The sequence below is a fragment of the Paenibacillus sp. OK060 genome (assembly GCF_900101205.1).
GTDB classification, from domain to species: Bacteria; Bacillota; Bacilli; order Paenibacillales; family Paenibacillaceae; genus Paenibacillus; species Paenibacillus marchantiae.
This window is the reverse complement of record NZ_FNFR01000002.1, coordinates 526,454-547,873: the sequence shown is the minus strand read 5'-3', so window position 1 is coordinate 547,873 and position 21,420 is coordinate 526,454. Positions and strand designations below refer to the sequence as shown.

Below are 21,420 nucleotides of genomic sequence, written 5' to 3'. Positions count from 1 at the left end.
TCGTTTAAGTTTGCCCAAGTCGTTTAGGTTCTGTTAATGTGAGTATGCTACTATGAAATGGGTGAAAACGATGACCAATCAAACGGATATTAAAATTGCAATTGTCGACGACGAACCCTCGATTGTCACCATGCTGCAAATGGTGCTTCGCAGGGCAGGGTTTCATCAGCTGTACGATGCTTCCACCTGTGCGGAAGCTCTCGATCTGGTACAGCGCGTTGCCCCGGATATTGTCCTGCTCGACATCACGCTCCCGGACGGGAGTGGTCTGGAGCTTTGTTCCAAGCTCCGTGAATACGGAAATCCGCATATTTTGTTTCTAACGGCTAAGGCATCCGATCTCGATGTGCTGAGAGGATTCGCCATGGGCGGGGACGATTATATTACCAAGCCCTTCAATCCTTTGGAGGTAGCTGCAAGAATTCAGGCGCGCATACGCCGTTTAGAGCCTGAAGCTCCAACTGTGAGTCAGGTGAAACGCCCTGAACCAGGGGTTTACCGATTCGGACGCTTCACCGTGAATGAGGCGGAGGGCGAGTTAATCGTGGATGGAAAACCTGTCCCTTGTCCTGCACAGGTTTTCCATCTGCTGCTGCATTTCTGCAAGTTTCCAGGGGTCGTATTTTCCAAAACACAGCTCTACGATCAGGTGTGGGGGATCAACGGACAGGGAGATGACTCGACTGTAATGGTACATATTCGGCGCATACGAGAGAAGATCGAGATCGATCCAGGAAATCCAAAGCTGCTGCTGACCGTACGCGGGCTCGGCTACAAGCTGTCAAAGGAGTTTCAGGAGCAATGAAGATACAACAGCGCATGACATTTCACTTCACGTATCAATTGATCTTTTATGCCCTGATCATTCTGGCGATTACTCTCATTGCTTGCATTATATTCTTTCAAAACACGACCAATAGTGAGTTGCGCCGGAACTTTCCGGTGGGTGCCTTACAACTGATTGCTCAAGAAGCTTCTTCAAAAGACGGGACCATTCAAATCTCCCCCAAGTGGGATAAGCTCATTGAGGAAAAAGGAATGTGGATGCAGGTTGTAAATGCCGAAGGAGGGGTCATTTACGAAGTAAATACAGATACGCATGATGGGCTGTCGCCATCATACTCTATCGCCCAACTGCTCGATATTCAGGAGACACGGACACTTGGGACGTATGCTGTTCAAACTCATCTGAACTTTGCCTTTAATGTGCCGGTTCTGTATATCCTTGGCTACCAAAGTTCTGACCTTAATCAGCTCAAGGCCTGGTTCGACGAATACGGGCAGCAAGGCATGGTATCTAGCGAAAAGCTTTCCTTTCTGGATCAGCGACTGCGTGAAACCGGCAGTTATCTACAGGTAATTAATTCCACGGGTCATACCGAACAAGCCATCGGTGATGGAACGTATTTGCAGAAGGGGTACCGTCCACTGGACATTCTGGCAATCCAGCAATCGCCCAGCAACTATGATACCAATATAGTCGCCCATCGGGACCAGCGTAGTGGAATGACCTGGATTCTTTATACGCCCAATCCAGCGGGTGGCCCTTTGAAACATCCAGCGATGGATACGGCAACGCGCAGACTTATGTGGTTTGCAGGTCTAGCTCTTCTCTTGGCAGTACCCTTATCGATTTGGCATGGCTACCGTTACGGTCAGCCGCTGATTTTGTTCGCAGGCTGGTTCGAACGTATGGGGCGGGGGCAGTACGATCAGGTACTTACCGCCAAGGACAAACGCAAGATATTCCGCTCCAATGGCACGATGCGAAACCGATACAGGCTCTATAAGGAATTCATTGAATCCTTCTACCAAATGGCTGATCAATTGGCCCAAACCGAGAAGGAGCGCGAGCGGCTGGAGAAAGATCAAAGAGAATGGATGTCAGGAATTTCACATGATCTGCGCACACCTCTGTCCACCATTCAAGGGTATGGATATATGCTGGAGAGTTTACCGGAACAATGGAGCCGAGAAGAGATGCGTACCATGGGGGCGACGATCCGGGAAAAAGGGGATTATATGCTTGAGCTGATCTCTGACTTTTCCATGATTCATCAGCTTAAGCAGGGCGATTCGATTATGGAGATTCGGAAAATCGATTTGGTTGAACTGGTGCGCTGCTCCGTGCTGAAGTATGTCAATGACGCTACGCTGTCTGAATACCAGTTTCACTATGTTGGGGAGGAGCGTCCCTTGTGGGTACAGGCTGATGAAACCTGGCTGCTGCGGTTAATGGATAACTTGCTGTCCAACGCCGTGAAGCATAACCCGCCAGGCGTTAACGTCACCGTCTCCATCGGCAGAATGAACAATAAGGCATGTATACGCGTATTTGATAATGGGAAAGGGATGGATGAGGAAACGCTGCAGCATTTGTTCAATCGTTATTATCGGGGAACAAATACAGAGGAATCGACGGCAGGTTCTGGACTAGGGATGAGTATCGCCAAAACGATCGTGGAAGCACACGGCGGAGAAATTCATGTACAATCCAAAGTGCGGCAAGGTACGAAAATTGAGATCTTGTTACCCTGTTGAAATGTTTACTGTCTTAAAAAGGCGATTACTGAAAAAAAGCAGCCCAACCTCATTTGAGGGCAGGTTGCTTTTTCTGTTGGCTTCAACATCTGTGGTACATAACATGCTGCACGACAGAAATCTGGTTGAGGAGAGCCATGCTTCTATAGGATTAATAGTATTTGAAATGAAAAAAGAACCTGGGCAATCATCCCAGGTTCTTCGATATTGTATATAAACAGACACAATGATATAATCAGATTACATTTCTTTTAACATCGCAGACACAAATATCTTATCTTATATTTAAATCTTATCATGGCGGTAAACTCTTTGTCAAATGTTTTTTTCTCAATTTATTAGTTAGGGGAGATTCGGAATGAGTTCTTTGGTTGTCGGGTTTCAGGAAATGGAAAAATTGCAGCTTGCACTCGTTGGTGGAAAAGGATTAAATCTAGCGAAGTTATCAAAGATTGAAGGAATTTACGTCCCTGAAGGATTTTGTGTTACAACCGTTGGATATCAGAAAGCCATTGAACAAAATGAAATGTATCATGCTTTACTGGATCAATTAACCTTGTTGAAAGTAGAAGAACGAGAGCAAATTGGTGAAATCAGCAGGAAGATCAGGGAACTTATTCTGGGCGTAGACATTCCAGTAGATGTTGAAAAAGAAGTTGCTCATTATCTCTCCACATTTGGAGAGGGCCATGCGTATGCAGTGCGTTCCAGTGCGACCGCTGAAGATTTACCACATGCCTCTTTTGCGGGTCAACAAGACACCTACTTAAATATCATTGGGAAAGAATCAATTATGCATCATATCAGCAAATGTTGGGCTTCCCTGTTTACCGATCGCGCGGTAATTTACCGTATGCAAAATGGATTTGACCATGGTCAGGTTTATTTGTCCGTTATCATTCAAAAGATGATCTTCCCATCGGCTTCAGGGATTTTATTTACGGCTGATCCGATCACATCCAACCGGAAACTGCTTTCTATCGACGCCAGTTTTGGACTTGGTGAGGCGCTGGTGTCTGGCTTGGTATCTGCTGATTGTTATAAAGTACGGGAAGGTGAAATTGTCGATAAGAGGATAGCCGTCAAAACGTTGGCTATGTATGAAAGGAAAGATGGTGGAACGTATACACATCAGATCGATCCCGTGCTGCAAAAGACGCAAACACTTACCGATCAACAAATTTTAGAACTGGCTCGCATAGGAAGACAGATCGAAGCTCATTTTGGCTTCCCGCAAGATATTGAATGGTGTTTGGCGGATGATATGTTTTATATTGTCCAAAGTCGGCCAATCACAACGTTATACCCGATCCCTGAAGCGAGTGACCAAGAAAATCATGTGTACCTATCTGTGGGTCATCAACAAATGATGACTGATCCCATGAAACCGTTGGGCTTATCTTTCTTTTTATTAACGACGCCAGCACCCATGCGTATAGCTGGTGGAAGATTGTTTGTTGATATTACGCCTAGGCTAGCTTCGCCTGTCATGAGAGAAAACTTCATAAATACCATGGGACAATCCGATCCGCTCCTTAAGGACGCACTTACAACTGTAATAGAGCGCGGGAATTTCATAAAATCGTTACCTGTTGATCATCCAGCACCAACTCCGCGTAATCACCATAAACCGAGCGCGTCTGAGGGTTTTCAAGCACATATTGAAAATGAATCGACTATCGTCTTTGAATTGATTACAAGCAATCAAGCCTCAGTAGAAGAGCTAAAACGTAACATCCAAAATAAGTCTGGATTGGATTTGTTTGATTTTATCCTTGAAGATCTGCAAGAATTGAAGAGATTTCTATCTGACCCACGAAGTTCAAATGTATTTATGACTGCCATGAATGCTTCAGCATGGATCAATGAAAACATGAAAGAGTGGTTGGGTGAGAAAAATGCAGCAGATACGCTGTCTCAATCTGTACCTAACAATATCACTTCGGAAATGGGTCTGGCATTACTGGATGTTGCAGATGTGATTCGTCCGTATCCTGAAGTCATTGCTTATTTACAGCAAGTGAAAGAGGATGACTTTATGGATGAATTGGTTAAGGTTGAGGGTGGACAGGAAACAAGGGAAGCGATCCAGGATTATCTGGACAAATACGGAGTGCGATGTGCCGGAGAAATCGATCTGACCAGAACCCGTTGGATTGAAAAACCCATTACACTTGTACCGTTGATTCTGGGTAACATCAGAAACTTTAAGCCTAATGCAAGCAAACGAAAATTTGAGCAGGGACGACAGGAAGCATTGAAGAAAGAACAGGAAATATTGGATCGATTGAAGCTATTGCCTGATGGTGAACAAAAAGCCAAGGAAACGAAACGAATGATTGACCTAGTCCGCAACTTCATCGGTTATCGGGAATATCCCAAATACGGCATGATCAATCGTTACTTCGTATATAAACAGGCTTTATTGAAAGAAGCCGAACGACTTGCACAAGCCGGTGTTATTGCCGAAAAAGAGGATATATACCTTCTCACTTTTGAAGAACTTCGTGAAGTTGTACGCACCAATAAACTGGATGAGAAGATCATTACCCAACGGAAAGACGATTATAAAATCTATGAAAAGCTAACTCCACCTCGCGTGCTCACGTCTGATGGTGAAATCATTACAGGTCAGTATAAACGTGAAAATATGCCAGCCGAAGCCATTGTCGGCCTGCCTGTTTCTTCCGGAGTGATAGAGGGCCGTGCACGTGTCATCTTCAATATTGAAGATGCGGATCTGGAAGATGGAGATATACTAGTGACTCCCTATACTGATCCGAGCTGGACACCATTATTTGTTTCTATAAAAGGCCTAGTTACCGAAGTGGGTGGACTGATGACCCATGGAGCTGTGATTGCGCGTGAATATGGCTTGCCAGCCATTGTCGGAGTGGAGAAGGCAACTCATCGAATAAAAGATGGGCAGCGAATTCGGGTACATGGAACAGAAGGATATATCGAAATATTGTAAATGATACACGAATTGAGATTGTACAGCAGTGATCGCGCATCAGACCTGATGTGCGATCGTTTTTGTTTTCAAAGTCAACAACGGAAACGAATTGTACAAATTCAGTTGCTAATCAGAGCACTTAATTCTGCCTGAAAAACCTTCTCATTATTTTGATTAAAAGTAGTGAGCAGCACGGTAACAATTCCACCCCTGCTTCTTCTTGGAGCCAATTCAATCACTTCGGATAGAACATTGATTTCATCATCTGGAAACACAGGTTTGATAAACTTTATGTTATTCATGCCGGTTCCTGCGATAACATCTTCTCCATATATCCCGAGTTCCACCCAAAGTTTGAAGGACGTGCTCATCGTCTGCATACCCGAAGCAATGAGGCTGCCGAAGCGTCCTTCTTTGGCTTTTGCCTCATCTATATGCATATATTGAGGGTCATATATTTTTGCAAAATCAATAATATCTTTCTTTGACAATTGAATAGACTCTGTTCTATAGGTCTCGCCTATAACATACTCGTTAAATTTCAATGATGTACACCTCCAATATCTACTCTAATGGATAAGTTGAATTCAAGGCAAGTAGTCATTTTATGAAGATGCTAGGGCATAATAAAGCAAGTGTAATCAGGTCTCTTTCTGGTGACTTGGATAAATTTCCAGTAACAAAAGGATTGTCAAACTTAATAAAATATGATATTTTCATATCTGTAACCGGTTACACACATAGGAGTGAACGTTCATGACAACAATAAAAGATGTAGCTAAATTGGCTGGCGTTTCAGTTGCCACTGTATCAAGGGTCATTAATGAAAGAGGTTATGTTCATGCGGACACTCGTAAGAAAGTGGAGGAGGCGGTCAAGCAGCTTAACTTCTCTCCCAATGAGGTGGCCCGCTCTTTATACAAGCGTAAGTCCAAATTGATTGGCCTGCTGTTACCCGATATTGCAAACCCTTACTTTCCGCAGCTTGCACGCGGCGTAGAGGACCGGATGCAGGAGCAGGATTTCAGATTGATTTTCGGAAATAGTGATGAGGATGAACAGAAGGAAAAGGATTACATCCAGACTTTTATCCAGAATAATGTAGTCGGCGTAATCTCTTCAACGAATTACCCTCATTCTTCAATATATGAGAACTTGAAAATTCCCGTGGTGTTTCTTGACAGAACACCTCTGGACAGTCCCTCCGTATTTGCGGATGGCAGAGAGGGTGGACGTCTGGCTGCACGGGAGATCATCAAGCGTGGAAGTCGCCGAATTACGGTTATGCAGGGACCGGCACATATCAAACCTGCACAGGATCGTTTTGAAGGCGCAATCGAGAGCATACGTCAAGCTGGTCTGGATTACCGCGTAATCCAAACGACATCCTTTTCCTTTAACGATGTTGGGTTATGGGCGGATGAGCTTTTTAGCAAGTACGGCGATACAGACGGAGTCATTGCAAGTAATGACATCGCAGCTATGGCGGTACTGCACGAGGCATTGCGAATCGGTAAAAAAGTTCCGGAGGATATGCAAATTATCGGCTTCGACGATATCCCGATGAGCAGCCTGCTATCACCAGCATTGTCGACCATTCGCCAACCGGCATATGAGATGGGAAGGGAAGCTGCCGGTTTGCTTATCAAACTGGTGGAACAAGCTCCAATCGAAAACAAACACATACAGCTTCCGGTCAGTTTCATTGAACGGGGCACAACAAGAAAGGTGAATTCAGATGGCTAAAATATGCGTAATTGGCAGCAGCTCCATGGATTTGGTTGTTACTTCTGCAAGGCGGCCGGGGGCGGGTGAAACCGTCCTTGGCGACAGCTTCAAAACAGTTCCTGGCGGCAAAGGAGCAAATCAGGCAGTTGCTGCCGCAAGGCTGGGGGCCGACGTTTCCATGATCGGCCGGGTGGGTGATGACACTTTTGGTACATCCATTTTAAATAATTTCAAAGCAAATGGTGTAAATACGCAGAATGTGAAACCGGTTACACATATGGAGAGTGGTACGGCTCATATCGTGCTGGCTGAAGGTGATAATAGTATCGTGGTGGTTGAAGCGGCAAATCGTGAAGTTACACCAGCCTATGTCGATGAAGCGGCAGAAGTGATCCACCGCGCCGATATTGTATTGATTCAGCAGGAAATCCCGGAGGAAACCGTTGTTCGTGTCAGCGAGATTTGCGCCCAAAGCGGAACTCCGCTGTTATTGAATCCAGCTCCAGCGAGAAAAGTACCGGATGAGGTCATCGACAAAGCTGCTTATATCACGCCGAACGAGCATGAGGCCGAGATATTGTTTCAGGGCATGACTCCGGCAGAAGCGCTGCGCAAATATCCAAACAAGTTGTTTATTACGGAGGGCAGCAACGGAGTTCGATATTTTGACGGCGAACAGGAAATCGTTGTACCTACTTATAAGGTGGAACCAGTGGATACAACCGGAGCGGGTGATACGTTTAACGCCGCATTTGCGGTGGCTTTGGCTGAAGGCAAACCGCTACAAGACAGCATTAGATTCGCCAACCGGGCTGCATCGCTATCCGTGACCAAGTTTGGGGCACAAGGAGGCATGCCGACACGGGGTGAAGTGGAGGAAAGCCTGAAATGAAGAAGCTGGGAATATTGAACAGTCACATTTCGAAGGTGTTGTCTGATTTGGGTCACACGGACATGATTGTCATCGCGGATGCTGGCCTTCCGGTTCCAGAAGGGGTCCCCAAAATCGATTTGTCCTTGAAACTGGGAACACCGAGTTTTCAAGAGATCGTGGAGCTTATTGCGGACGATATGGTCGTTGAGAAAGTAATTTTGGCAACAGAGATCAAGGCAGGGAATCCAGAAGCTATGCAGTTTATTACCGAGAAATTTGGCGATGAAGCCATTGACGTTTCCATTAATCATGAACAATTCAAGGCGTTGACCCGGAATGCCAAAGTGGTCATTCGTACGGGCGAAGCTACGCCGTATGCCAATTGCATTTTACAATCGGGCGTCATTTTCGGTTAAAAGGGGGACGGTATCATGCATATTCAGATGCAAGACATATATAAAGCTTTTGGCACCAACCAAGTGCTAAGCGGGGTGGATTTCGAACTAAAGGAAGGCGAGGTTCATGCCCTGATGGGAGAGAACGGGGCTGGAAAATCCACGCTAATGAACATTTTGATCGGTCTTCATGGGCGGGATCAGGGAACCATCTCCATTGACGGCAAAGAAACCTATTTTGCCAATCCGAAGGAAGCTGAGAAGATGGGGCTTGCTTTTATCCACCAAGAGTTAAACGTTTGGCCGGAAATGACGGTGCTTGATAATCTCTTCATAGGTAAGGAAATAACTTCGTCTTTTGGATTGCTGAATTCAAGACAAATGAAAGCGCTTGCTACTGAGCAGTTTGCCAAGCTTTCCGTGCAGATCCCGCTGGATCGTCCTGCCGGGGAATGTTCTGTCGGACAGCAGCAAATGATTGAAATTGCCAAGGCACTGATGACCGACGCTAAAGTCATCATTATGGATGAGCCAACAGCGGCGCTTACGGAGCGTGAGATTCAGAAGTTGTTCGGCGTGATCACTTCGCTTAAGGAAAATGGTGTTTCCATCGTATATATCTCGCACCGGATGGAGGAGATTTTCACCATTTGCGACCGGATTACAATTATGCGTGACGGCAAAACGGTAGACACCAAGACGATTCCGGAGACCAGTTTTGATGAAGTGGTGCGGAAGATGGTTGGACGTGAACTCACGGAACGATATCCGGCACGAAATCCGTCGTATGGTGAGGTGGTCCTTGAAGTACGGGACGCAAGCAGCAAAGGATTATTCCAGAATATCAGCTTTACGGTGAGAACAGGCGAGATCCTCGGATTCTCCGGATTGATGGGTTCGGGACGGACAGAGATCATGCGAGCGATCTTCGGTTTGGAACCTCTGGACGGTGGCGAGATCATGATTCGAGGCAAAAAGGCTCATATTCGGAAGCCAGCGGATGCGGTTAAACATGGAATCGGATTTATTACGGAAGATCGCAAGGATGAAGGCTTGGTGCTTGATTTCTCCATTCGTGAGAATATGGCCTTACCCAATCTGTTCAGCTTCTCAAGTAAGGGCTTCATCTCGACTCAGAAAGAACAGGAATTCGTCGATACGCTCATCAAACGTTTGCAAATCAAGACACAATCCTCTGAGACGGCAGCACGGAACCTGTCAGGGGGCAACCAACAGAAGGTGGTTATCGCCAAATGGGTCGGCATTGGCCCAAGTGTACTTATCCTGGATGAGCCAACAAGAGGCGTGGACGTTGGAGCCAAACGAGAAATTTACCAGTTGATGAACGAGCTGACTGACCGCGGAGTTGCCATCATTATGGTATCTTCCGAACTGCCTGAAGTGCTTGGCATGAGCGATCGAATCGCGGTAGTGCATGAGGGACGCATTAGCGGTGAACTGGCAAAAGAAGAGGCAACACAGGAAAACATTATGACATTGGCTACAGGGGGACAATGATATGACAACTTTGCAGGAAAACCAACCCGCCAAAAGCGGCTTCCGTCTAACGAATCTGACACAGAAATTAGGTCCGCTGCTCGGACTGATCATTTTGATTATCATCGTATCGGTATTGAATCCAAGCTTTTTGGAACCGCTTAACATCTTGAATCTATTGCGTCAGGTTTCGATTAACGCGTTGATTGCTTTTGGCATGACATTTGTCATTCTAACTGGCGGCATCGACTTGTCGGTTGGCTCCATTCTGGCGTTATCTAGCGCCTTTGTAGCCAATATGATGCTGTCCGGCCTGGATCCGATTCTGTCGATCATTATCGGGGTTGCGCTCGGCGGTGTCATGGGTATGGTGAACGGACTCATGATAACAAAAGGCAAGATGGCTCCATTTATTGCTACATTGGCGACGATGACGGTGTTCCGTGGATTGACGCTGGTATATACGAACGGTAATCCGATTACCGGATTGGGCGATAGCCTGCTGTTCCAACTGTTCGGTCGTGGTTATATGCTAGGCATACCGGTTCCAGCAATCACAATGCTCATTACTTTCGTAATTCTGTGGACGATTTTGCACAAAACTTCTTTTGGCCGTAAAACGTACGCGCTTGGTGGCAATGAGAAAGCGTCTATTATCTCAGGTATTAAAGTGCATCGTGTGAAAATCATGATTTACTCCCTGGTAGGTATGCTGTCAGCGCTGGCAGGCGCGATCCTGACTTCTCGTCTGAATTCTGCGCAGCCAACGGCAGGAACTTCATATGAATTGGACGCCATTGCAGCTGTTGTTCTGGGTGGAACAAGCCTATCAGGTGGTAGAGGACGGATCGTCGGTACATTGATTGGGGTCCTGATTATCGGCGTGTTGAACAATGGTTTGAACCTGCTCGGAGTGAACTCGTTTTATCAAATGGTTGTAAAAGGTGTCGTTATTGCCATCGCTGTCCTGCTGGACCGCAAGAAAACGGCTTAAGGAGAGAAGCGAACATGAAAAAACTAACCATATTGCTTGTAAGCGTAATGATGATCGTTCTGGCAGGATGCTCTCTGGAGCCTCCGGGTTGGGCTAAGCCCGACTCTGCCGGAAGCAATGGACAGAAAAAAATCGGCCTGTCAGTTTCCACGTTGAATAATCCCTTCTTTGTTTCCCTCAAGGACGGAGTCGTTGCGGAAGCCAAAAAACAAGGAATTCAGGTCATCGTGGTTGATGCTCAAAATGATTCAGCCAAACAAACCAATGATGTGGACGACCTGATTCAACAGGGCGTGGATGCTCTGCTGATTAACCCTGCGGATTCCGCGGCAATCTCAACGGCTGTTCAATCGGCCAATAGCGTGGGTATTCCAGTAATTACATTGGACCGTTCCGCAGACAAAGGCGACGTGGCAGCATTGGTCGCATCCGATAACGTCAAAGGTGGACAAATGGCGGCGGAATATTTCGTAAAACAGCTTGGCGAGGGAGCAAAAGTGATTGAACTTGAGGGTGTACCCGGAGCTTCAGCAACAAGAGAGCGGGGGAAAGGTTTCCACGAGATTGCTGACCAAAAACTTAATGTGGTTGCGAAGCAGTCTGCCGATTTTGATCGCTCCAAAGGTTTGAATGTAATGGAGAATCTGCTGCAGGGTAATCCTGACGTGCAGGCTGTATTTGCCCATAACGACGAGATGGCATTGGGGGCGATCGAAGCGATCCAAAGTTCTGGTAAAGACATTCCCGTGATTGGATTTGACGGCAATGATGATGCGATCAAATCCATTAAGGACGGAAAGTTGACAGCAACAGTCGCTCAGCAGCCAGTACTGATTGGCCAGCTGGCGGTGCAAGCTGCTCTGGATGTACTGGGCGGCAAGCAGGTAGAAAAATCAATTCCTGCTGAATTGAAGCTGTTGACCAAGGAAAACGCAAACGATTAATTCAACAAGTACGTCCCGTTCTGGACAAAATGTCTAGGGCGGGATTTTTAATTTATCCATCTGCTACGGTGAAAAAGACAGTTAACATTGAAACCTGCGGTAGTTTTTGCCCAGTATAATATTGATTACATCTCGTCAGGAATGTAAATTAGTTGTATGCATGAGAAAAGGAGAGGTTAGCACTACATGGAAAATGTATCAGAGGAAGAACAAGTGCAATCCATCCAAGCTTTCCAATCGACCATACGCAAATCCGAAAACGCCTTGACTAATTTGACTCAGAAAGGGAATAACACTACTTTATTAAAGAAACGACTTAACGCCTTATACGTCGGTTTGGCTATGCTGGAAATGGCCTGGAATCAAAAAGCTCATCAGTTCACCAACGAAGAGTTAGCAGGAGCTCGAAATGTTCTGATTGGATTATTCCCATCACTTGAGAACAGTTATAATAAGTCCAAAGCGGGCAGCCCTCAAAAGACGCTTTTAAGAAGAAGAATCAAGGCATTCGAATTAGCTGTTCAAGCCATGGATGACGTTGTGAAAAAATAAATCTTCTTTTGCGCATGTCATCCCTGTAATCTATGCACTTGTTCATTTTCAGTTTGCCGATGGTTCACTTCAATGTATAATGATTATTCGAGGTGATGAGGATGGCAAGATCCAAAGAATTTGAAGTTAATGAAGTATTAGATAAAGCCATACAATTGTTCTGGGCCCAAGGATATGAGAAAACTTCGATGCAGGATTTGGTTGAATATATGGGCATTCATCGAAGAAGTATCTATGATACCTTTGGGGATAAGCATGCTCTGTTTATGAAAGCTCTTCAACGATATGAATCGAAGCAGACCAACAAAATGAGTTTTCTAATTGATACCCAAAAACCAATCAAAGAGATTATTAGGGTATTGTTTGAGTCAACTATAAGAAATGAAGGACAACCTATAGGCTGTTTTCTTGTAAACTCAGGCGTGGAACTGGGCGTATTGGATCCTGAAGTTGCATCCTTGGTTAATGAGAGTTACTTGCGAACAGAGGAATTCTTGAGAAACCTTGTTCTGGAAGGCCAGCAAAAGGGTGAAATCAAGGCTGACGTTGACCCTGAAGTTATTTCACATTATTTGATGAATGCATGGGTGGGGATACGTACGTTGGTTAAGACCACTACGGATCAGCAAAAATTAACAAATATTATGGATATGACATTATCCGTTTTAGATTAAAAGTGGAGTTACAGGTTGGATGGCAAAGTGGGAGTTGTGTCCATGAAGGCTGATTTGTTTTAGTGATACAGGTTCTTGTCCTGTTAACGTTATAAGAACTTGTATCGCATGTCTGGCATAACTCATAGTTCCCTGTCCCAACATCATTATATAGCAGTCAGAAAATAATTCTTTACTGTTCGTTCTAGAAATGCTATTCTAAATAGCAAGTTGGATCTAACTGTTTTTTTTGCAATATCAAGAACGATCGTTCTAAAATTATTTTAATAGCTTACTTATACTAAAATACATGTTGATAAGGAGAGAATAGGATGAAATATACAGTTATTACAGGTGCAAGTTCAGGGATTGGATATGAGACAGCATTGGCGTTTGCTGCACGAGGCAAAAACTTAATTTTGGTCGCAAGAAGATTGGACAAATTACAAGAACTCAAATTAGCAATTCAGAATATTGACGCTACAGTACATGTTATTGTTCAAACTAGTGATCTATCGGATACTGCTCAGGCATATACACTTTATAACACGCTGAAGGAATACCAAATCGAGACTTGGATTAACAATGCGGGGCTTGGTGAAGGTTCTTTTGTAGCAGAACAGAATCTGGAGAAAGTTGAAACCATGCTGCGTGTGAACATTGAGTCCCTGACGATCCTTTCCACACTGTATGTGCGAGATTATGCAGACATAGAGGGAACTCAGTTAATTAACGTTGCATCCGCACTTGGATATGCCATTGCTGTTGGAAGTGTTGCGTATTCGGCAACGAAATTCTACGTTAGTGCCTTCACAGAAGGGCTTGCCAAAGAACTTGAAATAAAAGATGCAAAACTAAAAGCAAAAGTGCTAGCTCCAGCTATAACGGAAACGGAATTCGTGAATAAATCATTAGATACAGAAGATTTTGATTACAAAGCAAACATGTCTAAATACCACACCGCCAAAGAAATGGCAGGCTTTATGTTAGATCTATATGATAGTAACGAAGTCGTAGGGATTGTAAACCTGAACTACAATTTCAATCTGAGAAGCCTAGGAGCATTGCATTAATATTTCATTAAACATGGCGTACAACTAAACATTGTGCGCCATGTTTTTAATCTGATCCTTTCAATTTTTACATAACCCACAGAAAACAACGATTATTGATTGATTTTTTCCAGCGATGTGTACCAGTTGTTCACCTCTTCAGTGATCTTATCGCCACCTAGCTTGTGCCATCTAGCGACGACGAGATCGAAGCTTGACAACGGCTCCTGCCCGTATACGATTTTGAGCATCGCGTCATGCAGTAACTCGTCAAGGGCGTCACCGATCTTTTCCATCGTAGGCGTAGGTGCACCTGTGAAGGCATCTGTCTTGTAGACGGAGGGATTGCTTTCAACGATTTGCCAGCCCTTCAGCTCTTGAGGTGTACGGAGCAGCTTGTTTTTGATGTCATATGAGGTCTGATCGGATACACCGCTGTTGATGCGAGCAATCGATTCACTGAGCAGGTTAGGGACAGAGGGGAGAGACAGGCTTAAGAGATACTTCTGGGGGTCTGCAAAACCGCCCGGAACCTGGCTTTCCAGAAATGTCACCTTGCCATCCTCATAGCCGTAGTCGTAGCCTTCAGCGATACCCCAGCGATACGGTGAGCCAGCAGGAGGATCAATGAAGTTGTCATAAACAAAGTTCATATAGTTGAAAAAAATCTCAGGATTCGCCATATCTGCATTGATAGCAATTGCGCCATACTCTGGTGGTGTGCCACGCGTACCAGATAAGCCGCTCGGCCCGACGGGGATCGGGTATGCCTCGAACCGGGCGTCCGGTACTTTCGTAGTTACGTTCCCTAGCGGCCATCCGGCCGCCCACAGCGGCGCCACAATCATGCCTGTCTTGCCAAGCTTCCATGACTCCGTCGCTTGGACCTCATCGAGAATCTCAGCATCCTTTGGTATGTAGCCTCGCTCCATCCAGCGTTTTAACGTCGTTAGACCTTGCCGAACACTTGGTTGGACCGTACCGTAAGACAGCATCCCGTCCGGGTCTGTGCTCCAGATATCCGGCATCTCCCCATAAGCCCCAAATACAAATCCCGCATCCGACATCCAGGTGAAAAACGAATTTTTCAAGCTGATGCTAAGTCCATAGGTGTCGTCTTTACCATTGCCGTCCGGGTCTAGATGAACGAACGCATCCATGACGGACTCCATCTCTTCGATGGTGGTGGGCGCCTTCAGACCAAGCTTATCAAGCCAATCCTGACGAATGTACAATACCTCGTTCGAATTCATCTTGCCGTCGAGGATTGGTATCGCCATTTTTTTGCCGTTGATCATGTACCGCTCCCACGACTCGGGTGCCTGCGCCATGGCTGCCTTCCACGTGGGTGAGGCATACTGCTCGAACAACTCTCCTACGTCCCTGAAGGCACCGGAGCGCAGCAGCGGATACATATTTTGTCCACCCTTGAATGTGACGATGTCGGGAAGGGACTGACCGGTCGCGATCAAGGTGTTCAGTTTATTGATGTAGACATCCTCATCACCAGTCGTCGTCCAGAGGTAATTGACCTTGATGCCAAGCTTGTCCTCAAACAGTCGGCTCAGTACGTTGTTTTGCAGATCCTCACCGTTTTTGAACTCGATGTCCGGGTACAGATGCCCAACGGTCGTCAAGACGACGGGAGACTCATATTTTCCACCGATGAACGAAGGGGCAGGCCTGACAGAAGTGTTTTCTTTCTTCAGTAGTTGGGAGGGTGCCGTTGGATCTTCCCAAAAGATAAACGAGAAAATCATAACGACTAGAAACAAGATGATCGCGAGGCCAAACAGACCTGTCTGCCTCAACCATTTCCAGATTAACATATCTCTGTTACCTCCTGTTCACGGACCACTTTCCAGCGCAACGTCACCTGAAGTCCACCCAGTTCTCCATTAGCCAGCTCCATATCGGCCTCTGAGCCGAGCATCGCTCTCATCCGCTCATATACATTGTGAAGCGCCCACGCAGTATTGGCGTCCGCGCCGTAGTAGATTGCATTACGAAGCGTGTCGAGTCGACCGGGCTCGACACCACAGCCGTTATCCGCCACAATCAGCTCACAATATTCACCGTTGGAATAGCCACGAATTCGGATGTCACCAACCATGCGCAGCGCCTCAATGCCGTGCAGAATGGCATTTTCCGCGAGCGGTTGTAGAAGCAGTCGCGGCACCTGTATATCGAGGAGCTGCTCTTCGACATCAATGGTGAAAACGAAGCGGTCCATCTGAAGGCTCTGGATCGTCAGGTATAACCGGACGAGCTCAAGCTCATCCCGCACCGTTGTATACGTGTTCTCGAACTTGATCGTTTGCCGGAAATAACGGCTTAAGCTTATAGACATGTCAATGACGGCCTGCTTCTCATCAAGCTCGGTCATACTCTTGATAAATGCAAGCGAGTTGTACAGGAAATGCGGCTGGATCTGGGATTGGAGCTGCCGAAGCTTTGCTTCTTTGGAGCGTATCTGTTCCATGTAAACCCTTTCAATCAATTCTTTGATCTCTTTGGACATTTCGTTGAAGCGCTCAAACAAATACATGAATTCGTCATTGCTCTCTTGGTGGAGCTTGATGGAATATTGACCGGATGTGATTTTCCTCACGCCCCAGAGCAGTTTACGTATCGGAATCTGCACGTCCCGGTATAACAGCAGGGCGAGCAGGATACTGAACAGAAGTAGGAAAACGCTAGAGAAGTAGTAGAGACGCTGGTTGGCATAGATCGGATTGAGCACCTCACTGATCGGGGTATAGTCGGCGATGTACCAATCTTTAAAGTTACTCAGAGCAGTGAAATTAACGAGGTATTGCTCACCGTTCAGTTTAATAAGTCGGTTACCACTCAGTTCTTTACCAACTTCAAGTCGGCTTGTCAATTCACGGATGAAAGGAAGCTTCCCTGTGTCGCTTGCAAGCACATCCCCGGCCGTAGACAACAAGATCGTGCTGTTGTCGTTCGTTCCCTTGGCGCGGTCCAAGTAGGCGAGTACATTTTTGGTGTCGATCTTGGCCCTGACGACATAAGACACTTCCTCCGGATCAAAGCGGAAGGTGTACGGATGCGCCAAATAATACGTCAAATACGTGCCATCGCCCGTCTGCTCATACTGCCAGAACGGACGGAAGTGCGTCTCCAGGTACAGTTCGCTTAACTTTGACGAAGAGGACGTGGAGGAGAAAGATGAACTATCCTCATCGTAAATCACCATAAATTCGGCGTTCCAGTTGTTCAGGGCATGCAACAGGTTCAACTTGTCCGATACCCGCAGTTTCAACTTGTTCAGCTCAAAATCTCCTTCCAGAAAGGAAGGAGTCGCAAGCAGTCGCACATCTTTGTCGAGTACGAGAAAATCGCTAAAGGACGAAACTTTGGACAGATTGTTGTCGATGTCTCCGGCCAGGAAAGTAAGCTCATTCAATTTCACTCTTTGAATTTCCTGCTTGATGAGCCGCACGCTGGAGCGATTGGTCAGATAGTACAGAAGCAGGGTAGAGACGAGCAGTAGAAAGATGACAAGTACAATTTTTGTGAAAATGGTTAGTTTCATTATAATGTCCCCGTTCGGTCAGGAGGATTGATGACGGAAGTCTTGCGGTGTCAGTCCACAATGCTCTTTGAACAACTTGATGAAGTACTGCGGCTTATGGTAGCCGATTGCCGTCGCAACGTCGCTAACCTTGAGTTCTGGTTGCTCGATAAGGATTTCCCGCGCGCGCTGCATGCGCACTTTGTACAAATATTCGCTAATATTTTCGCTTGCCTTGCTTTTGAACAGAGCGGACAGATACGCGGGATGCAGGCCGACGTGATCCGCTGCCGTCTGCAGCGTGGCGTCCGCGAGATGCGCTGTGATGAACTGTTGGACCTTACGGATGAGCGCTACTTGCTCATTGTTCCATTCGCTTTTGGTCATCTCCCGCAATCGCTCGAGCGTGAGTACTATCCAATCCTGAAGCTGGTACATATGGCGGAAACGGTTGGTTTCAGTGGCCTTTTCCAGCTCTGGAGGGATGATCTCAAGCAGGCTGAGTCCGTTTTTGTGGGCAAAAAAGCTGAAGGCGCCCATCGCGTGATAATAGAGCTCAAGTAGCGTTTCCCGTGAATCCATTCGTTTGTTTGTCACCTCAAGGAAAATGGCGTCCCACTTGGCAGAGATCGCCTCCCACTGGTAAATTTCGAACAACTGGATCATCGTGGGTGACTCGTAAAGACTATGGACTCGGTAGGGCTTTTCCGGCACTAAGGCGTCCTGCAGGCGGATTAAGAGGCCCGTCTCACCGCCAAGATGGCGGGTGAGTATAGCCAGTGCGTCCTGGTAAGTTTCACGCAGGCCGTGAGCCATGACCTGCCAGTGGCTCACGACGATTGAAATGCTGCTTTTGAGAAAGTGTCTGACGTGCTGCTGCAGCCTGGCCGCCAAATGTTCGAGGGATCGCTGCCGATTAAGCTCCGGCTCCTTCTCCCGCGCTAGCCATGACTCTTCCCGTACCTTGAGAACGAAGACTTCATGCTCGTACGCATCACGCCCGTGCCAGACATGAAACAATTCCGAGAAGGTTTCCTCAGCGATATTTGCGACGGCCGAGGAGAGCAGGGACTGATCCTTCCAGTTCAACTCCTCAGCAGACGATTCAATGCGTAGGAGGCATATTGCAGTTTCGTCGCTCGGACAGAACGGCAGCCGATAATAAGCCATTTTTTCTTCGAGAAGCTTGGGAGCAAGCTTCCTACCTTGAAGCAGATCCATAAGCAGCTTTTCTCGAAACAATGGCATATGTTCGCTGAGCATGCTCATTGCCTTCACCTGTTTTCCCCGTTCGTCCCATTCCAGATGAAGCGCTTCCGTAAGTTGGCGCAGCATGTCGGCCAGCTCTCTTTGGTCGACTGGCTTGAGCAGATAACCATCCACCTGTTGTCTGATCGCCTCCTGTGCGTAGTCCCATTCGCCGTAGCCGGATAGCAGGATGCTTTTGAAGTGTTTGTCATATTTTTTTATATGCTCGATCAGCTCCAGGCCGGAGATCCCGGGCATTCGAATATCGGTGATGATAATATCGACGGGATAGCTCTTGCAATGTTCGAGTGCCTCTTCGCCAGAGAAAGCCTTGTGAACCTTGCCAATGCCGAGCGCTTCCCACGGCATGGTGCGTTCGAGACTGTCCACGAGATGAGCATGATCATCAACAATTAGTAGCTCATACATGCTTAAATCCCCCAGTCAGTTTTCGCTTGTTACGGTTGACGTATCTTCAACCTTTTTATTATCTGAGCAGAACTGTTCCTTTGTCAATTGCAGGCCCAAGACGCCAGAATCGTTGCCTTGAATTCGCTCATCTCGACGACTAATCCCTGCCTCAGCCTTGACGCCTCGGCAGCGAATGCCATCAGATGGCTGTCAAACGAGGCCTGAGCGGAGGCGACTGCTACGAATTCGGCCTCGTCCGAATGGGCGAGTACATAGGGAGCATAGCTAGGCAGCCCTCGGGCGTTTGCGCCAATCAGAGCCAGCTTTATTTTTTCATGGAGATATACATACCTCCTATTGGATTTTGCGATACCAAGGCAAACGTGAGAGGGGCGCATCAACTTGAAGTTCGATAGGCCCGTTGATGATATTTCCATCCTCGTCCTGCCATTGACCCTCAGGAAAAATCACGTTTCTGGATGTCAGTCCCTTGACGACGACTGGCGCAACGAGCAGATTCTGTCCGAGGAGAAACTGGTCATTTACGAGCTCGTAGCCGCAGCCGGGATATTCGAACTCCAAGCTGCGCAGTATCGGTAAACCGTCTGCAGCCGCTTGGCGAGCGAGCGCCAGAATTTCGGGACCAAGCTCGGATCTTAGCCGTACAGCGTCAAGGCACCAGGTTAGCTCCTCACCTTTCAGCACGCGCCAGGGTGCCATGGAAAACTGCATCACAGGGAACAGTGCGGCACACTGGGTATACCGTATGAACAATTCGCTGTCAAAGTGAAATTCCGGAGAGTTGATATCGCCGTCCATACCGCCGCCGATCATATCGGGGCAGTTAAATGCGTAACCAAGCAGTCCCTGAGCAATCGCGTTGGGTATGAGTCCGCTGAGCCCAGTGGCGTCCCACGTATGTGTCTTGTCCCGCTGGCGCTGGATGAGTCCCTGGCCACCGAGTTTCCAACACATCCGCAACTCAACCAGCGAGTAGCCAACTCCGAGATTAGCATATGCTTCGCAGTCTTCAAGCTGACGCAGGGGACGAGTCCATGCAACGGGCTGGGTCGTGTCCGCTCCGCCCGGCAAGAACGGCTCGCCGGCGTCAAGCTTAAAACCATCAACACCGTAATCAGTGATCAGACGATCCATCTGCCGCTTGAACCAGGCTGCACCTTCCTCCTTCGTATAATCCACAACTGCGCTGTACCCATTCCACCAATGTCGGATGATTGGCGCGTTGTCCACGCCTATTAGAAGCAGATCACCCGCCCGCAATTCCTTAAACATGGTGCAGTCCGCACTTACGTATGGGCACATCCAGAGCATCACCTTGAAACCCATGCCATGAAGCGTATCGATCATCTCCCGGGGATTCGGGAACCTGTGCTTGTCAAAGTCCCACATGCCATAATCCATCATCCAATTGTCGTCGATAATGAGGACGCCGGGCGGTAGCCCGTTCGCTAGAATTGATTCTGCATAACGGATAATTCTGTCCTGCGTGGGGTTATAGAACATCTCGACCCAGGTACAGTACTGCGGGGCTGTGAAGACGAGAGCGTCGGGCATTTGCTTGGAAGGAGGGAAGTGTGTGCCAGCAGCATGACGGTATGCTCCCTGCAGGGAGCTATGTTCCTCTTCCACGACGACTTCACCTGCGTTATCAAAGACCGAGAGTCCATTCCCGTCCACATGGAAAGCAAACGGTTCCTCGCTCCAAATATATCTGCCTTTATTGGAGAGCAGCAAAGGCGAGGCCTGATTGTCATCCGTCACACGCAAATCCCTCGTATATGTTGTCTGGCCAAACGGCATGGAGCTGCCATCGTTGATCACACCGCCCCACCAGTACTCACCGGGCAACCGGGTGATTGAGATATTATTCATGGGAGAATTCTCCTTTGGAATTGCGGACAAAATCTTGTGGATGATTTGCCCCAATCGTTTGAATTTAGGTACGCGTTTTATTATGCAGAGATCATCCGCAGTTGGGAAGGGGATCTTAAAAATGTGGTTTGAATCTTAAAATCTGGG

18 protein-coding genes are annotated in these 21,420 nt (G+C 47.1%); 12 read left to right on the top strand and 6 right to left on the bottom strand.

From position 1 onward, the window contains the following. The first annotated feature begins 52 nt into the window (after nt 1–52). From BLS14_RS08655 to ppsA, 3 genes are all read left to right on the top strand, one after another. Nucleotides 53–805: a response regulator transcription factor gene (locus tag BLS14_RS08655; protein ID WP_256336300.1), complete on the top strand. Its 753-nt coding sequence runs from the start codon at nt 53–55 to the stop codon at nt 803–805. After that, nucleotides 802–2,541 carry a HAMP domain-containing sensor histidine kinase gene (locus BLS14_RS08650; RefSeq protein WP_090951100.1) on the top strand — a complete coding sequence of 580 codons (1,740 nt, stop codon included), beginning with the start codon at nt 802–804 and terminating at the stop codon, nt 2,539–2,541. The genes BLS14_RS08655 and BLS14_RS08650 overlap by 4 nt, the downstream gene beginning before the upstream one ends. Before the next feature lie 358 nt (nt 2,542–2,899). Continuing rightward, entirely contained in the window at nt 2,900–5,515 is a 2,616-nt protein-coding gene (gene ppsA / locus BLS14_RS08645; RefSeq protein ID WP_090951098.1) for a phosphoenolpyruvate synthase, read from the top strand. A gap of 101 nt (nt 5,516–5,616) precedes the next feature. On the opposite strand, the gene BLS14_RS08640 is transcribed toward ppsA, so the two are convergent. Beyond that, complete coding sequence (locus tag BLS14_RS08640) at nt 5,617–6,042, bottom strand: MaoC family dehydratase (protein ID WP_063562754.1); 426 nt, start codon at nt 6,040–6,042, stop codon at nt 5,617–5,619. A 211-nt stretch (nt 6,043–6,253) separates the two neighbouring features. On the opposite strand from BLS14_RS08640, the gene BLS14_RS08635 reads away from it, so the two are divergent. The 9 genes from BLS14_RS08635 to BLS14_RS08595 all read left to right on the top strand — a co-directional run bounded on the left by BLS14_RS08635 (nt 6,254) and on the right by BLS14_RS08595 (nt 14,207). Beyond that, the gene (locus BLS14_RS08635; protein ID WP_063562753.1) at nt 6,254–7,243 is read left to right on the top strand and encodes a LacI family DNA-binding transcriptional regulator; all 990 of its coding nucleotides are present in this window, start codon (nt 6,254–6,256) and stop codon (nt 7,241–7,243) included. Continuing rightward, on the top strand, nt 7,236–8,117 hold the full coding sequence (gene rbsK, locus BLS14_RS08630; protein ID WP_090951095.1) for a ribokinase: 882 nt from the start codon (nt 7,236–7,238) through the stop codon (nt 8,115–8,117). Before BLS14_RS08635 ends, rbsK begins: the two co-directional genes overlap by 8 nt. Continuing rightward, nucleotides 8,114–8,515 carry a D-ribose pyranase gene (rbsD, locus tag BLS14_RS08625; protein WP_072733236.1) on the top strand — a complete coding sequence of 134 codons (402 nt, stop codon included), beginning with the start codon at nt 8,114–8,116 and terminating at the stop codon, nt 8,513–8,515. Before rbsK ends, rbsD begins: the two co-directional genes overlap by 4 nt. 15 nt (nt 8,516–8,530) lie before the next feature. Beyond that, nucleotides 8,531–10,012 carry a sugar ABC transporter ATP-binding protein gene (locus BLS14_RS08620; protein WP_090951093.1) on the top strand — a complete coding sequence of 494 codons (1,482 nt, stop codon included), beginning with the start codon at nt 8,531–8,533 and terminating at the stop codon, nt 10,010–10,012. Between the two features lies 1 nt (nt 10,013). Continuing rightward, a complete protein-coding gene (rbsC, locus tag BLS14_RS08615; RefSeq protein WP_063562749.1) occupies nt 10,014–10,985 on the top strand; it encodes an ABC transporter permease subunit in 972 nt (323 codons plus the stop codon). A gap of 14 nt (nt 10,986–10,999) precedes the next feature. Continuing rightward, nucleotides 11,000–11,929: a ribose ABC transporter substrate-binding protein RbsB gene (gene rbsB, locus BLS14_RS08610; protein WP_063562748.1), complete on the top strand. Its 930-nt coding sequence runs from the start codon at nt 11,000–11,002 to the stop codon at nt 11,927–11,929. A 186-nt stretch (nt 11,930–12,115) separates the two neighbouring features. After that, complete coding sequence (locus tag BLS14_RS08605; RefSeq protein ID WP_090806999.1) at nt 12,116–12,481, top strand: hypothetical protein; 366 nt, start codon at nt 12,116–12,118, stop codon at nt 12,479–12,481. A 101-nt stretch (nt 12,482–12,582) separates the two neighbouring features. Further along, complete coding sequence (locus tag BLS14_RS08600; protein WP_090951091.1) at nt 12,583–13,155, top strand: TetR/AcrR family transcriptional regulator; 573 nt, start codon at nt 12,583–12,585, stop codon at nt 13,153–13,155. Between the two features lie 311 nt (nt 13,156–13,466). Further along, the gene (locus BLS14_RS08595; RefSeq protein WP_090951089.1) at nt 13,467–14,207 is read left to right on the top strand and encodes an SDR family NAD(P)-dependent oxidoreductase; all 741 of its coding nucleotides are present in this window, start codon (nt 13,467–13,469) and stop codon (nt 14,205–14,207) included. Nucleotides 14,208–14,299: 92 nt separating this feature from the next. Here the strand turns inward: BLS14_RS08595 and BLS14_RS08590 are convergent, their stop codons facing one another. The 5 genes from BLS14_RS08590 to BLS14_RS08575 form a co-directional block, all read right to left on the bottom strand. Continuing rightward, complete coding sequence (locus BLS14_RS08590; protein WP_090951086.1) at nt 14,300–16,015, bottom strand: extracellular solute-binding protein; 1,716 nt, start codon at nt 16,013–16,015, stop codon at nt 14,300–14,302. Further along, the gene (locus tag BLS14_RS08585) at nt 16,009–17,742 is read right to left on the bottom strand and encodes a sensor histidine kinase (protein ID WP_063562744.1); all 1,734 of its coding nucleotides are present in this window, start codon (nt 17,740–17,742) and stop codon (nt 16,009–16,011) included. The genes BLS14_RS08590 and BLS14_RS08585 overlap by 7 nt, the downstream gene beginning before the upstream one ends. A gap of 18 nt (nt 17,743–17,760) precedes the next feature. Beyond that, a complete protein-coding gene (locus BLS14_RS08580) occupies nt 17,761–19,398 on the bottom strand; it encodes a response regulator (RefSeq protein ID WP_072733232.1) in 1,638 nt (545 codons plus the stop codon). An 83-nt stretch (nt 19,399–19,481) separates the two neighbouring features. After that, nucleotides 19,482–19,778, bottom strand: coding sequence for a hypothetical protein (locus BLS14_RS32510; RefSeq protein WP_176854441.1), 297 nt, complete (start codon nt 19,776–19,778; stop codon nt 19,482–19,484). Further along, complete coding sequence (locus BLS14_RS08575; RefSeq protein ID WP_090951083.1) at nt 19,735–21,273, bottom strand: glycoside hydrolase family 31 protein; 1,539 nt, start codon at nt 21,271–21,273, stop codon at nt 19,735–19,737. The genes BLS14_RS32510 and BLS14_RS08575 overlap by 44 nt, the downstream gene beginning before the upstream one ends. Nucleotides 21,274–21,420 lie beyond the last annotated feature (147 nt).